We start from the raw sequence: 14,305 nt of genomic DNA on the forward strand, positions 1-14,305 counted from the left end.
AAAATTCCTCGGTCTACTTACTGCGTTGGCGCATTCTGGCGAACAGGCTGGACGTATCCCAGCGACCACCGCCCATCGTCTGCACGTCGGCATAATAACTGTCGACCAACTCGGTCACTGGCAAATCCAACCCCAGCCTGCCTGCCTCGGCCAGCACCATACCGAGATCCTTGCGCATCCAATCGACGGCAAATCCGTGCTCGTATTCGCCAGCGAGCATAGTCTGGTAGCGATTCTCCATTTGCCAGGATTGCGCAGCACCCTGGGAAATCACCTCGACGACGCCGGCGGAATCCAGGCCCGCTTGTTCAGAAAATTCAAGCGCCTCGGCGAGGCCCTGAACCACACCGGCGATACAAATCTGATTCACCATCTTGGCCAATTGACCACTGCCGCAGGGGCCTAGTAAGCGAGCGCAGCGCGCGTAGCACTGGAGTACAGGCTCAGCATCGGTAAACGTCTCGGCCTCACCACCCACCATAATCGTCAGAGCACCGTTCTCTGCCCCCGCTTGCCCCCCTGAGACCGGCGCATCCAAAAAGCCAATACCGGCTGTGGCCGCCGCGTTTGCCAGGTCGCGCGCCAGTTCTGCTGATGCGGTGGTGTGATCCACGATGCTTGCGCCAGCCCTAAGACCCGCCATCACGCCTTCATCGCCCAGCACCACGCTGCGGACATCATCGTCGTTGCCGACGCAGATAAAGGCAATGCTGGCGCCGGTAGCCGCGGCTGCCGGTGTGGTTGCCATGGCGCCATGGTATTCCTTCACCCAGGCCTCCGCCTTACTGCTCGTGCGGTTGTAAACCGTCACATCGTGCCCAGCCTGTTGCAGGTGGCCGGCCATCGGATAGCCCATAACACCCAGGCCGATAAATGCGAGCTTCATAGGTAGTCCTCTAGCTGGTGGCCCAAACGCCATAAAGCAGAAGTGCCAGCGCAATTCGATAGTAAACAAAAGGCATCATGCCCACCCGGTCAAGCAAACGCAGAAACAGCGCGATGCAGGCATAGGCAGCCAGACCCGATACCACCGTGCCCAGGGCCATCATCTGCCAGTCAAAAGGCTCTCCCAGGCCGATCAGCTCCCAGGTTTTCAATGCACCGGCACTGGCAATGATCGGTATAGATAGCAGAAAAGAGAAACGAGCCGCGTCCTGCCGGCTCATATTGAGCCAGAGCGCTGCGGTGATGGTGACACCTGAGCGAGATACGCCCGGAACGAGCGCCATCGCCTGCGCCAGTCCAATACACATACCACGGCCGAAAGTGATTGGATTATCGCCGGGGATGCGCGTTGCATGGCGATCGGCCAGGCCCAGCAATACACCGAAGATCAAAGTGGTGCTCGCAATCACCAGCAGGTTGCGCGCATGCTGCTCTATAAACTGCTCCAGAAAAATACCGGCAAGGCCAGCCGGTACCGTGGCGAAGCCCAGGTACCAGACCAGGCGACTGTTCGCAGTCACACCACCTCCGGCCAATGATGAAAACCAGTCTCTCGCCAGAGCACACAGCGTGTGGCGATAGTAGAACACAACGGCAGTTAATGAACCTACGTGCACAGCCACATCGAACGCCAGCCCCTGATCGGGCCATTCCAGAATCAGCGAGGGAATCACCAGGTGCGCCGAACTGGAAATCGGCAGGAACTCGGTCAAACCCTGCACCAGTGCCAGCACTATGGCTTGGATTGCGTCGATCACGATTTTTTACCCTGCGCTTTACCTTGATCTGGCAGCTTTTTCCAGTTGACCTCATCGCGCACGTACACTGGCTGCACGTCGAGAGCCCGCTGGACATCCCCAGCGGCCAGCGCTTTTTGCGCCAGAGGCAGCAAGTCGCGAGCCTCGGGGAGTAAATTCGGGTGCACTTGGGTCAATGCAGAACTGACACGATCAGGAAATTGCTCGATAAAATTGCAGCCGCTACCCAGGCCAATCATTGCCTCTGGCATGCTCGCCTGGACGATTTTCGCAGGAGCATCACCGCGAGCGGCCTGCACCTCAACTGCGACACCGTTTTCAATACGATACAAGGCGAAATAGATTTCCCTGATGCGTGCATCCAGACTGGAGAAGACGTAATCGCCTTCGCTGACCAGCCCCAACCGCAAAGCCGTATGCACCTGACAGGCCAGAGTTGAAACTGGCAGCGCCGGCAAGTCGGCGGCATAAGCCAGCCCCTGGACTGCACTGGCGGCTATGCGTAGCCCTGTAAAAGAACCCGGACCACTGCCGTATGCAATGGCATCGACGCCATCGAGCCCTGCCGGCATCAAATCTTGCAACATAGCGAAAATGCGCTGGTTGTGTTGACGCGCCGCCAATTCGTACCTGTGCTCGATATCGCCATCGCGCCACAAGGCCACGGAGCATGCTTCGGTAGCGGTTTCAATGGCGAGGATGCCAGTCATGAATTCTCAGTGTGATGCTGTGAGTGATAAACTGGAATTATCCCACAGGCAAACACGAGTAAGAACCGTTGGCAGGCGAAAACCTGATACCGAGAAACATGATCACCGGGCTACTCCTCGCCGGTGGTGCAGGTCGACGAGTCGGCTATCGTGACAAAGGAACGCTGCCCTGGCAGGGTGAACCTCTCGCTGCGCACAGTTTTGCGCGTATGGCACCACAGGTTGGCAAGGTCATGATCAGCTGCAATCGCAACCGGGGTTTTTATCTGCGCTTCGGCTGCGAACTGATTGCGGACTTGCGCGAAGACTACCAGGGACCGCTCGCTGGCCTGGAGGCAGCCGCCGTTCATTGCAATACCGACTACCTGCTATTGGCTCCCTGCGATACACCGCGATTACCCGAGAATCTCGGCCAACGCCTCGCGGCAGCGTTAGCTGATACACCCTCGGCAAATATCAGCTATGCCCGTGCCGCGGGGCGCGACCACTTTCTATGCGCGCTGCTAAGACAACACTGCCTGCACTCGCTCGGCCCCTTTCTCGACAACGGCGGGCGCGCCGTGCGCCACTGGTTTGCGGAACAGTGTGCGATCGCTGTCGATTTTCCGGATGAGGACAATGCATTCCTGAATATCAATAGCGAGGCCAGCCCATAAAAAAACCCGCGGCCGTTTCCGGCAGCGGGTTTATCGCTTAAGCCTCTGGGGCTTACTTTTTCTTCGCTGCGGCCTTTTTCTTAGGCGCTGCCTTTTTCTTCGCTGCTACCTTTTTCTTTGGCGCCGCTTTTTTGGTTGCCGCTTTTTTGGGGGCCGCCTTTTTGGCTGCAGCTTTTTTCTTCGGCGCAGCCTTGCGCTTGGTAGCCTTGGTCGCTTTTTTAGCAGCCGCTTTCACTTTGGCTGCAGATTTCTTCTCGGCAGCACTCAACTGCTTAGCGAGTTTCTTCTCAAGGGCAGCCAGCTTTTTCGCGTCGGCCTTGGCGCGGGCCTTCACCCACTTCTCGGCATGGCTGGCCAGCGCTTTGGCTTTGTCCACTTCCGCCTTGGCGGCAAGTTCAGCCTTTTGCGCCAGCACCTTCTCCTGAGCTGCCACTTTCATTGCTTTCAAGCGCGCTGCGTCAGCAGTGTCTGCCAAACGCTGCTTGGCATCGTTCAGCTTGCCGCGCATGCTCTTTATACGCGCGCTATTCTTAGCCGACGCAGTTCGTGCAGCCTTAACCGTACGCTTGTTTGCTGCAGTTGCTTTCTTGGCGGCTTGCTTGCGAGCAGCCTCCAGTTTCTTGCGAGCAGCTGCAAGTGACTTCTTTTCTGCATCCAGCGCTTTTTGAACTTTCGCCAGTGCATCATTAGCCTTTGCTACCGCGGGAGACACTGCCTGTTTCTTCGCAGGTTTCCTCTTTGCAGCAGTTTTCTTCGCTGCAGGCCGTTTCTTGGCCGGGGCTTTTTTACGGGAAGCCGGCGCTTTTTTCGCTGTGGTTTTCTTCTTAGCCGTTGCCATTACGTTCATCTCCAGGGAAGTTATTAAGGTAACGCAAGTCAAAAATAGCAATAAAGGTAAAGGCTTACAACAAATGCAACATCTTTTTACACGACACAAAAAAGGAGCCAATGGCTCCTTTTCGAATTTGCGAGTGTAATTTTGTGGTTAACCGAGCTGTTCGAAAACGCGATCTCGAATTTCTTCGACGCCACCAACACCCTCTATGCGATGATATTCAGGCGCATTTCCGCCAGTCATATCCTGATAAAAACCTACCAGTGGGCTGGTTTGTTCGTGGTAAATTTCCAAACGTTTACGGACGGTATCTTCCTGATCATCGTCACGCTGCATCAGCGGCTCGCCAGTTTCGTCGTCGACACCTTCTGTCTTCGGCGGATTGTGAATCACATGGTATACGCGACCAGAACCAGAGTGCACTCGACGTCCACTCATGCGCGAGACAATTTCTTCGTCATCTACCGCTATTTCTACGACGTGATCGATATTGACGCCCGCTTCAACCATCGCCTGAGCCTGCGGGATGGTGCGAGGGAAGCCGTCAAACAGAAAACCATTGGCGCAGTCAGATTCGGCGATGCGTTCCTTAACGAGCCCAATGATGATGTCGTCCGATACCAGACCACCGGCATCCATGACTTTCTTGGCCTCGATGCCAAGCTCTGTCTGTGCCTTGACAGCAGCCCTGAGCATATCGCCCGTTGAGATTTGCGGAATTCCGAATTTCTCTGTGATGTATTGGGCCTGAGTGCCTTTTCCGGCGCCCGGTGCGCCCAGCAAGATCAATCGCATTGACGAGGTTCCTCGTGATTCTGAGACCGCCATCTAGGACGGTTTTAAAAGATTGGTAATATGAGAGGGCAGTAACCATACACAGCGGTTTGCGAGGTGACAACCCCTACCTTTGGCTAGGTCAACTGCGCTTTGGCACGTTCCCAAAGGGCATCCAGAGCTGCATCATCCAGCTCGGTCAAATGCTCTCCTGTATCCGCAGCCAATTGCTCCATACGCCGAAAACGATGCTCGAATTTACTCGACGCGCGACGCAAACTGGTTTCTGCATCGACTTTCAGGTGGCGAGCGAGGTTCACTCCGGAGAAAAGCACATCGCCCATTTCCTCTTCTATTTCAGCGCGACGATCAGCCTCCAGTGCTGAGCGCAACTCTCGGATCTCTTCTTCAAGTTTGGCAATCACCGGCTCAACGTCCGGCCAGTCAAATCCAACAGTTGATGCGCGCTTTTGTAGTTTTTGGGCGCGGGGTAATGCCGGCAGAGCGACAGGCACGTCCGCGAGAATGCCGTGCTGGTCTCGCTCACCTCGCTCCTGCTGCTTGATCGCTTCCCAATTGGCATTAACATCGTCCTCGCTGATATCCCCATCGACAATGCCCTCTATCTCACCGCGAGCGAATACGTGCGGATGCCGGCGGACCAACTTCTCCACCAATGTGTCGACAACCTGTTCGAATTCGAACAGGTTCTGCTCTCGCCCCAACTGGCTGTAGAAAATCACCTGAAAAAGCACATCGCCAAGTTCTTCGGCCACGTGCTCAAAATCCTGCTCCTCTATCGCATGGGCAAGTTCATAACACTCCTCCAGCGTGGAGGGCACGATGGTAGCGAAGCTCTGCTTCAGGTCCCAGGGGCAGCCATGTTCGGGGTCGCGCAGGCGCTCCATCACCCGCAACAGGTCGTTGATGCTATAGCGCTGCCGGGTCATTCAGACGTACACCGATTTGCCGAGATGACATTATTCAGACTGTTGATACGTTCCAGCATTTTTGACAGTGACGCGAGATTAGGAACTTCCACGCGCAGTCGCATAGTCGCCGTGTGTGACTTCTTGTTGGTCTGGGTATTGATCGACAGCACATTGATATGAGCGTTGGCGAATAAGCCGGTGATATCACGCAGCAGTCCGTGCCTGTCGTAGGCTTCGATCGCCACATCCACCACGTAATTGTCCGTTGGGGCACCGCCCCACTCCACCCCAATAACGCGCTCCGCCGCAGACTCCTGTAATTTCACCAGCCGGGCACAGTCTGTGCGGTGGATACTCACCCCTCTGCCCTGGGTGATAAAGCCGGTAATAGCGTCACCCGGCACCGGTTTGCAACAACCGGCCATGTGGTTGAGCAGATTACCTACGCCGTGCACCTGCACTTCGCTGCGGTAGCGTGTAGCCCCGGGCCGCGCCAGTTTCAATGCCGGTTCTGCCCGACGTTCTACAAGGCCCTGGGCGGCATTCAATACCTGGCTCGAAGCCAACTCGCCAGAGCCGACCGAGGCGAACATATCCTCTACCGATTTGGCACTGACTTTACGCGTGATGCGCTGGTAATCGATGCTGGTCAGGGCGAGGCGCCGGAACTCGCGCTCCAACAACTGGCGGCCAGCGGCGATATTCTCTTCTCTGGCCTGGGAGCGAAACCAGTGCTGCACCTTGGCGCGAGCGCGTGAAGTGCGCAAATATCCCAGGCCGGGCTGCAACCAGTCGCGTTTAGGAACGCCCTCTTTGCTGGTGAGGATTTCCACTCGCTCGCCGGTCCCAAGCTCGTAAGTCAGGGGCACTATGGAACCGTTGACTTTAGCCCCGCGGCAACGATGCCCCACTTCGGTGTGAACGTGGTACGCAAAATCCAGCGGCGTGGCCCCGTGCGCTAGGTTGACCACATCGCCATCCGGGGTAAACACGTACACTCTGTCCTGGGCGACATTGAAACTGAACTGCTCTGCCACTTCGTCGGCGTCACCGGTTTCTTCATGCCAGTCGAGCACCTGTCGCAACCAGGCAATTTTTTCCTCGTAGGTGCTGGCCATGCCATCACCGTGATCCGACCCCTTATAGCGCCAGTGCGCGCAGACACCCAGCTCCGCTTCCTCGTGCATCTGTCGGGTGCGAATCTGCACCTCCAGAATCTTGCCCTCAGGGCCAATCACGGCCGTGTGCAGCGAGCGGTAGCCATTCTCCTTGGGGTTGGCGATATAGTCGTCGAATTCATTGGGAATGTTGCGCCACAAGCCGTGGACCAGGCCCAGGGTCGCATAGCAATCCTTGACCTCCGGCACCAGAATACGCACCGCACGTATATCGTAGACCTGGGAGAAACCGATGCCCTTGCGCTGCATTTTGCGCCAGATGCTGTAGATGTGTTTGGCCCGACCTTCTATTTCAAACTCGAGCCCGGCACCCCCCAACACATTGCTGAGCAATTCGGTTACTTCGACAATGAACTGGTCCCGTTCCAGGCGCTTGCCATCCAGCAGGCGTGCAATTTTTCGGTAAGCGTCGGTATAAATGTAGCGGAAGGACAGGTCTTCCAGTTCCCATTTCAAGTGACCAATGCCGAGACGATGGGCCAACGGCGCATAGACATCGAAAACCTCGCGCGCGACAAACTCCCGGCGTTCCTCGTCATTCTTCACCGCGCGAATGGCGCAGGTACGCTCCGCCAATTTGATCAGGGCCACCCTAACGTCATCAACCAGCGCGATGAGCATCTTGCGAATATTATCTTTCTGGGCGTGGGCCTGGCCGAGCACAGGTTGCTCCTGATGCAGGCGTAACTCGCCGATGGCGGCCATCCGCAATACGCCCTGCAGCAGACCCTGTACCTCGTCGCCAAACTCTGCGCCGATTTCGTCGAGCGAAATACGTTTCTCACGCACGGCTCGATACAGTAGCCCGGCGACCAGACAGGCGACGCCTACATGCAACTCCGCCAGGATCAGGGCGGTATCCAGGCCGGCGGTAAAGCAATCGCTCTCAATAGCCCAATCACCGGGGTCTTCACCTTCACCCTTGGACCGTTGCTGGAGCAATTCGCAGGCGCGCAGCAGTTGCCCTCCCTCCTCGTCATCGAGGCTGATGGCAAGATGTCGGACCCACTCCTCAAGGTCGATGACATCGCCACTGGCGGGATCGGGAAGCTGTTTACGAACCTGGACCATCGCTTGTCAGGCCCCCGCGAATACGCCGGTTGAAAGGTAGCGATCGCCGCGGTCGCAGACAATAGCGACGATCACGGCATTTTCAAGCGTATGTGACAGGCGCAGGGCTGCAGCCACCGCACCGCCGGACGAGACACCACAGAAGATGCCCTCCTCCGCAGCCATCCGGCGCATAACATGCTCGGACTCTTGCTGGGATATATCCATTACCCGGTCCACCCGCGCAGCATCGTAGATAGCCGGCAGATAAGCGGCAGACCAACGACGGATGCCGGGAATGCTGGAGCCGTCTTCCGGCTGCAGGCCCACGATCTCAATCGACGGGTTCTGCTGCTTCAAGTAGGCAGACGTTCCCATGATGGTCCCGGTGGTCCCCATGGAGCTGACAAAGTGGGTAAGAGTGCCATTAGTCTGCTGCCAGAGTTCCGGCCCAGTGCCGGTCAAATGTGCCTTGGGATTGTCCGAATTGGCGAACTGGTCGAGGACGGTGCCCTCGCCACGGGCCTGCATGGCCATGGCCAGGTCGCGCGCGCCTTCCATGCCCTCTTGCTGTGAGACTTCGAGCAGATTCGCGCCATACGCAGACATGGCTTGCTTGCGCTCATCGCTCATATGAGACGGCATGATAAGGGTCAATTTGTAGCCGCGGATCGCTGCTGCCATCGCCAGCGCGATACCCGTGTTACCGCTGGTGGCCTCGATCAGGCTATCACCAGGTTTGATGTCTCCTCGCGCCTCAGCCTCAGCGATCATGCTGATAGCCGGGCGGTCCTTGACCGAGCCCGCCGGGTTCGTACCTTCCAGCTTTACCAGAACAGTATTGGTGGTATCGCCAGGCAGGCGCTGCAGGCGAACAAGAGGGGTATTGCCTATACAGGCTTCTATCGTTGGATAGTCAGGCATTGCTTCTCAAACTCTGTTTTGCACGCGCAGTGTACAGGCTCAGGCGAGTACCGCAAAGGCGACGACCGCGATCACGTGTCTGACGCCTGTGAGGGCTCATGGGAGGGCGAGGATGGCGCCTGCTGCGCGCGAAACAGCTCCCGGCTGCGCAATGGAGCATCGCCCAGATGTACCGCGAGCGCCTGGCGCATCAACCTGCGGGCGGTCAGGCGCGCACTGCCAGCCAAATCGCCGCGACCGATTTGTAACAGGTCAGCCCCTTGATACGCCGGCCGGTCTGGTTTTGCACTGGCAGGACAAGGTATCAAGCCCAACTCGGGGTCGTAGTGGTACCAGATATCCTGCTGCAGTTCCTCGCCCCGGCTGCCATCGGTAGTGAGATCCAGACGATAGCCAAGCTCGTCGAGCAGTTGCAACTCAAACCCTCGCAGGGTCACTTCGATATCATCGCCATGTTGCAAGCCCTCTACCGCACGCGCGTAACGCGCAAAAAGTGTCGGATGGGGGTCATTGCGGTGCAGCAGACGCACCAGCAGCTCATTCAAATAGAGACCGCTATACAGGCGCTCGCCACGCAAATTCGTCGCAGTACCCGCCGCTTCAACCTGGGTGAGCGTTTTCAACTCTGCGCGGCCGCTGAAGGTTAACAACAGGGGGGTGAACGGCTGTAACAGAGCCACCTGACTCCCACCGCGACTGCGTCTACGAGCCCCTTTCCCAACCAGACTGACCCGGCCGTGTTCGGCGGTGAATACTTCCAGCAGGCTGCTGGTGTCTTTGTAGGGGCGGCTGTGAAGTACATAGCCCGGCTGTAGCGAGATTCGCATAAGCTACCCTGGGCCGCCCTGTCAGATATCGTCGTAGCCGAGGCTGCGCAAGGCTCGCTCGTCGTCCGACCAGCCAGACTTCACCTTCACCCAGAGACGCAACATCACCTTGTTGTCGAAAAGGCGTTCCATGTCCTGTCTTGCTTCGGTACCGATAGATCGCAGGCGGCTGCCCTTCTCGCCGATAATGATTTTCTTCTGCCCGTCGCGCTCCACCAGAATCAATGCTGAGATATGGATAATTCCATTGTCAAACGCGAACTCCTCGATCTCGACATTGACCGCATAGGGAAGCTCATCACCGAGTTGGCGGGTAATCTTCTCGCGCACAATTTCCGCTGCCAGGAAACGCTGGCTGCGATTGGTAATCTGATCCTCGGGGAAAAAGTGCTCCGATTCAGGCAGGTACTTGATCACTTCCGACTCGAGGGACTCCACATTGTGCTGTCGCAGCGCTGACAGCGGGATCACAGCCTTGAAATCCGCCTTCTCTGTCAGGCTTTGCAGATGAGGCAGAAGCACCGCCTTGTCCTCCAGCAAGTCCACTTTGTTGACGACCAGAATGGCGGGGAGACCAGACTGCACTACTTGCTGCAGCACCATCTCGTCTTCCTCGGTCCACGCCGTGCGGTCAACCAGGAATAACACCAGATCCACGTCGCGGATAGCCGAGCTCGCTGCCTTGTTCATATAGCGATTAATCGCCTTCTCCGCGGCCTTGTGCAATCCCGGAGTGTCGACAAATATAATCTGGTGGTCGTTCTCAGTCTTGATACCCAGCACCTGGTGGCGCGTGGTCTGGGGTTTGCGCGAGGTAATACTGATCTTCTGCCCGAGAATGTGATTGAGCAGTGTGGACTTGCCAACGTTAGGCCGCCCCACGATCGCGACATAACCGCAGTGTTTGGCCTCATTTTTCATCCGGGTTCAACCTCTCAAGAGCTGTGCGTGCCGCGGCCTGTTCCGCCTTGCGCCGGCTGGAACCTGAACCCTCTACAGTGAGGGCAGGCTTGGTCAGGCGGCAGACCACCCGGAATTGCTGGCTGTGATCGTCGCCCTGCACTCCGAGCAATTCATACTCGGGGAGCGGCTTGCCATGACCCTGCAGGAACTCCTGCAGGCTGGTCTTGGCATCCTTGTCGGCGCCGCCCAGAGACAGGGTGTCGAGGCGCCCGACAAACCAATTGAGAACACAGCCGCGACAGGTTTCGACATTACTGTCGAGAAGAATCGCCCCGGTCACCGCCTCAAGTGCATCTGCCAAAATCGAAGTGCGACGACGACCACCACTCTTGCGCTCGCCGGCTCCCAGAATGAGATGCTCACCGAGCTCGAGCTCACGGGCAACTTCGGCCAGCGTGTCACCCTTAACCAGGGCAGCGCGCATGCGGCTCATATCACCTTCACTGGCGCTTGGGAATTTGTGGTAGAGAGTCTCGGCAATGATGTGATTAACGATGGAATCGCCGAGAAATTCCAGCCGTTCATTGTTGCGATTGCCGGCACTGCGGTGGGTCAGCGCCAGCTCAAGCAGAGCCTTGTCTGCAAATTCGTACCCGAGAGCGCGCTGCAGGCGCGCGGCCTTTAGCTCGCAGTCGGTCACTTGATATTGGGTTGTCCTGCCACAAACAGCAGGTCATCAAATCGCAGAGCCAGATCCATATTGGCGATGATGTTGACGCGACCTTCATAGCGCCCGTCGATATACATCTTGCCGCCCTTGCGGTAGAACTGCACATCTTTAACTTTGATGGCTTTGATCTGGTTTGAGTTGAATAGGTTTGCCAGACGACGACGCATCTCACCGATGGTAGTGACGTTCGGTTTATGCTCGTCCGAAATGGTCGTAAGAATATGCTTGATGGACTCATATTCTGAATACACTGGAACGACCTTTACTATGCAGAGCACATAGAAGCCGGCCATCATGGCGATAATCAGGCCCCCGAAAAGACCTATACCTGTTTGGCGTTGACGTTGACGCATATCTCGATCCCCTCAGCTAATCCATTCGCTGTTCATTATGATCATTCGATCAGGCCGACGCGGCTGAAGCCTGGAACACTCAGGAATGAATCCCAGTGCATCCATATTGCGAAAGCCTTCCCTACTATATCCTTTTCTGGCACCTGACCCCAAACCCGACTATCGGAGCTGTTGTCGCGGTTATCGCCCATCATAAAGTAGTGACCGGGGCGCACAAGCACCGTAAAGTCTCGAGGTACCCGCCCCTCGTCTACCTGCATCAGGTGGCGTGCTTCTCCCAACTGTTCGAGACCCACGCGCTGTCGCACATTCGGGCCTGGCATAATCGCCACTTCTTCCCTGCTCACCTGCTTGCCATTCACAAACAGCCGCTTCTTACGATATGTCACTGTGTCGCCCGGTAAACCGACCACACGCTTGATGTAGTAGGTGTCATTCATATGGGGCGGAAAAAACACCATCACATCACCGCGCTCAGGCTCGTTAAGATCGAAAACCTTGGCGCGGCTCACGGGCAGGCGAATGCCGTAGGTGAATTTATTAACCAGAATATAATCGCCAACCTGAAGGGTGGGCACCATCGACGACGACGGGATCTGGAACGGCTCTACAAGGAACGAACGCAGCACGAAGACGACGAACAACACCGGGAAAAACGAGCGCGAGTACTCCACCACAACAGGTTCTGATGCCTGGCGTTCCACACTGGCGTTAAACTGCTGATGCTGTGGGCTCTCTTCCTTGTCCCACTCGGGATACCTGGCCTGCAAGCCGGCAATCTCCCGACGGCGCCCAGGCGCCAGGAACAGCGTATCCAGCAGCCAAACCACCCCGGTTCCAGCCACCAGAATAAGCAGTATCAGGGGAAAATCGATTGTCATACCACTCATTAAGAGTCCGTCCTAGCTATCAACCTTAAGTACCGCGAGGAAGGCAGACTGGGGGATCTCCACACTGCCTACCTGCTTCATTCGCTTCTTACCTGCTTTCTGCTTCTCCAGCAGTTTTTTCTTGCGGCTGGCATCGCCACCGTAGCATTTGGCCGTGACATTTTTGCGCAAAGCCTTAACCGTTGTACGGGCAACAACCTTGCCCCCCACGGCCGCCTGAATGGCCACATCGAACATTTGTCGCGGAATCAGCTCTTTCATTTTTTCAGTCAGCGCGCGACCCCGATACTGCACCTGATCCTGGTGCACAATCACCGCAAGCGCATCGACCCGTTCGCCATTGATCAGCACATCCAGGCGCGATAGCTTGGCAGATTCAAAGCGCTCAAAGCTGTAGTCCAGAGAGGCGTAACCACGGCTAACAGATTTCAGTCGGTCGAAGAAATCCAGCACCACTTCCGCCATCGGGATATCGTAAACCACCTGCACCTGAGCACCGAGGAATTGCATATCCTTCTGCACACCGCGCTTCTCGACACAGAGTGTGATCACGTTGCCCAGGTAGTCCTGCGGCACCAAAATATTGCAGCGGGCGATGGGCTCGCGCATTTCCTCAATATCGCCGACATCCGGCAGCGAGGAAGGATTGTCGACCCGCACAGTTTCACCGGTCTTGGTGACAACTTCATAGATTACCGTGGGCGCTGTCGTGATCAGATCGAGATCGTACTCACGCTCAAGACGTTCCTGGATAATCTCCATATGGAGCATGCCGAGGAAGCCACAGCGAAACCCGAAACCGAGCGCATCAGAGCTTTCTGGTTCATAGAACAAAGACGCATCATTGAGCGTGAGCTTCCCCAGCGCGTCGCGAAAGTCTTCGTAGTCATCTGACGAGATCGTGAAGATACCGGCGTAAACCTGTGGCTTAACCTGCTGAAAGCCCGGCAGCGCAGGCACATCCTGCATTTTTTCGTGGACTAAAGTGTCCCCTACCGGGGCGCCGTGAATATCCTTGATGCCGGCAACGACAAAGCCTACCTCACCTGCCTGCAGGCAGTCCTGCTCATGGCGCTTGGGAGTGAAAATACCCACACTGTCTACCTGATGAGCCTTGCCCTGGCTCTTGGCCACTATCTTGTCACGCTTGCGCAAAACGCCCTGCTTGACGCGCACAAGCGATACGACGCCAAGGTAATTGTCGAACCAGGAATCAATAATCAGTGCCTGCAGAGGCGCATCGCGATCCCCCTCGGGTGGCGGGATTTCTTCCACCAGGTACTCGAGCGCATCTTCAATACCCATGCCAGATTTGGCCGATACCGCACAGGCGTTGCTGGAATCGAGGCCGATAATTTCCTCGATTTCAAGTTTGACCTTGTCCGGGTCGGCTTGGGGCAAGTCCATCTTGTTGAGGATAGGGAGGACTTCCAGGCCCTGCTCGATCGCGGTATAGCAGTTCGCTACAGACTGGGCCTCTACCCCCTGGCCTGCATCGACAACCAACAGTGCGCCCTCACAGGCGGACAGGGATCGTGAAACCTCGTAGGAAAAATCCACGTGCCCCGGGGTATCAATAAAATTAAGTTGGTAGACCTGGCCGTCTCTGGCCGTGTAGTCCAGAGTGACGCTCTGGGCTTTGATGGTAATTCCGCGCTCGCGCTCGATATCCATAGAATCGAGCACTTGCTGTTCCATCTCCCGGTGTGACAGGCCGCCACAGTGCTGGATGAATCGATCAGCCAAGGTGGATTTGCCGTGGTCAATATGGGCAATAATGGAAAAATTGCGGATGTGCTGGAGATCACTCACTCAATAAGGCCTGACATGGTTGCTGGGC

15 protein-coding genes are annotated in these 14,305 nt (G+C 56.6%); 1 reads left to right on the top strand and 14 read right to left on the bottom strand.

Annotated features, from left to right (window positions below; all coding sequences use genetic code 11):
* Positions 1-13: 13 nt before the first annotated feature.
* Genes EY643_RS13030 through tsaB form a run of 3 tightly spaced genes read right to left on the bottom strand, consistent with a single transcriptional unit; the run spans position 14 to position 2,413 of the window.
* Positions 14-886 carry an NAD(P)-dependent oxidoreductase gene (locus tag EY643_RS13030; RefSeq protein WP_153239647.1) on the bottom strand — a complete coding sequence of 291 codons (873 nt, stop codon included), beginning with the start codon at positions 884-886 and terminating at the stop codon, positions 14-16.
* A gap of 10 nt (positions 887-896) precedes the next feature.
* Complete coding sequence (locus tag EY643_RS13035; protein WP_153241033.1) at positions 897-1,700, bottom strand: undecaprenyl-diphosphate phosphatase; 804 nt, start codon at positions 1,698-1,700, stop codon at positions 897-899.
* On the bottom strand, positions 1,700-2,413 hold the full coding sequence (gene tsaB, locus EY643_RS13040; RefSeq protein WP_153239648.1) for a tRNA (adenosine(37)-N6)-threonylcarbamoyltransferase complex dimerization subunit type 1 TsaB: 714 nt from the start codon (positions 2,411-2,413) through the stop codon (positions 1,700-1,702). The genes EY643_RS13035 and tsaB overlap by 1 nt, the downstream gene beginning before the upstream one ends.
* 68 nt (positions 2,414-2,481) lie before the next feature.
* On the opposite strand from tsaB, the gene mobA reads away from it, so the two are divergent.
* Positions 2,482-3,069: a molybdenum cofactor guanylyltransferase MobA gene (mobA, locus tag EY643_RS13045; protein ID WP_205743060.1), complete on the top strand. Its 588-nt coding sequence runs from the start codon at positions 2,482-2,484 to the stop codon at positions 3,067-3,069.
* Between the two features lie 52 nt (positions 3,070-3,121).
* On the opposite strand, the gene EY643_RS19795 is transcribed toward mobA, so the two are convergent.
* The 11 genes from EY643_RS19795 to lepA all read right to left on the bottom strand — a co-directional run bounded on the left by EY643_RS19795 (position 3,122) and on the right by lepA (position 14,277).
* Positions 3,122-3,907 (bottom strand): hypothetical protein, encoded by a 786-nt coding sequence (locus tag EY643_RS19795; RefSeq protein WP_153239649.1) that lies wholly within the window; start codon positions 3,905-3,907, stop codon positions 3,122-3,124.
* Between the two features lie 147 nt (positions 3,908-4,054).
* The gene (gene adk, locus EY643_RS13055; RefSeq protein ID WP_153239650.1) at positions 4,055-4,699 is read right to left on the bottom strand and encodes an adenylate kinase; all 645 of its coding nucleotides are present in this window, start codon (positions 4,697-4,699) and stop codon (positions 4,055-4,057) included.
* A 116-nt stretch (positions 4,700-4,815) separates the two neighbouring features.
* Entirely contained in the window at positions 4,816-5,628 is an 813-nt protein-coding gene (gene mazG, locus EY643_RS13060; protein ID WP_153239651.1) for a nucleoside triphosphate pyrophosphohydrolase, read from the bottom strand.
* Positions 5,625-7,859 (bottom strand): GTP diphosphokinase, encoded by a 2,235-nt coding sequence (gene relA, locus EY643_RS13065; protein ID WP_153239652.1) that lies wholly within the window; start codon positions 7,857-7,859, stop codon positions 5,625-5,627. The genes mazG and relA overlap by 4 nt, the downstream gene beginning before the upstream one ends.
* 6 nt (positions 7,860-7,865) lie before the next feature.
* Positions 7,866-8,762 carry a cysteine synthase CysM gene (cysM, locus tag EY643_RS13070; protein ID WP_153239653.1) on the bottom strand — a complete coding sequence of 299 codons (897 nt, stop codon included), beginning with the start codon at positions 8,760-8,762 and terminating at the stop codon, positions 7,866-7,868.
* Between the two features lie 71 nt (positions 8,763-8,833).
* Positions 8,834-9,589, bottom strand: coding sequence for a DNA repair protein RecO (gene recO / locus EY643_RS13075; protein ID WP_153239654.1), 756 nt, complete (start codon positions 9,587-9,589; stop codon positions 8,834-8,836).
* A 21-nt stretch (positions 9,590-9,610) separates the two neighbouring features.
* Positions 9,611-10,510, bottom strand: coding sequence for a GTPase Era (gene era / locus EY643_RS13080; protein WP_153239655.1), 900 nt, complete (start codon positions 10,508-10,510; stop codon positions 9,611-9,613).
* On the bottom strand, positions 10,500-11,192 hold the full coding sequence (gene rnc, locus EY643_RS13085) for a ribonuclease III (protein WP_153239656.1): 693 nt from the start codon (positions 11,190-11,192) through the stop codon (positions 10,500-10,502). Before rnc ends, era begins: the two co-directional genes overlap by 11 nt.
* Positions 11,189-11,575: a DUF4845 domain-containing protein gene (locus tag EY643_RS13090; RefSeq protein WP_153239657.1), complete on the bottom strand. Its 387-nt coding sequence runs from the start codon at positions 11,573-11,575 to the stop codon at positions 11,189-11,191. The genes rnc and EY643_RS13090 overlap by 4 nt, the downstream gene beginning before the upstream one ends.
* A gap of 41 nt (positions 11,576-11,616) precedes the next feature.
* Positions 11,617-12,456: a signal peptidase I gene (gene lepB, locus EY643_RS13095; RefSeq protein WP_153241035.1), complete on the bottom strand. Its 840-nt coding sequence runs from the start codon at positions 12,454-12,456 to the stop codon at positions 11,617-11,619.
* A gap of 21 nt (positions 12,457-12,477) precedes the next feature.
* On the bottom strand, positions 12,478-14,277 hold the full coding sequence (lepA, locus tag EY643_RS13100) for a translation elongation factor 4 (RefSeq protein WP_153239658.1): 1,800 nt from the start codon (positions 14,275-14,277) through the stop codon (positions 12,478-12,480).
* Between the last annotated feature and the right edge of the window lie 28 nt (positions 14,278-14,305).

The sequence above is a fragment of the Halioglobus maricola genome (assembly GCF_009388985.1).
Classification (GTDB): Bacteria; Pseudomonadota; Gammaproteobacteria; order Pseudomonadales; family Halieaceae; genus Halioglobus; species Halioglobus maricola.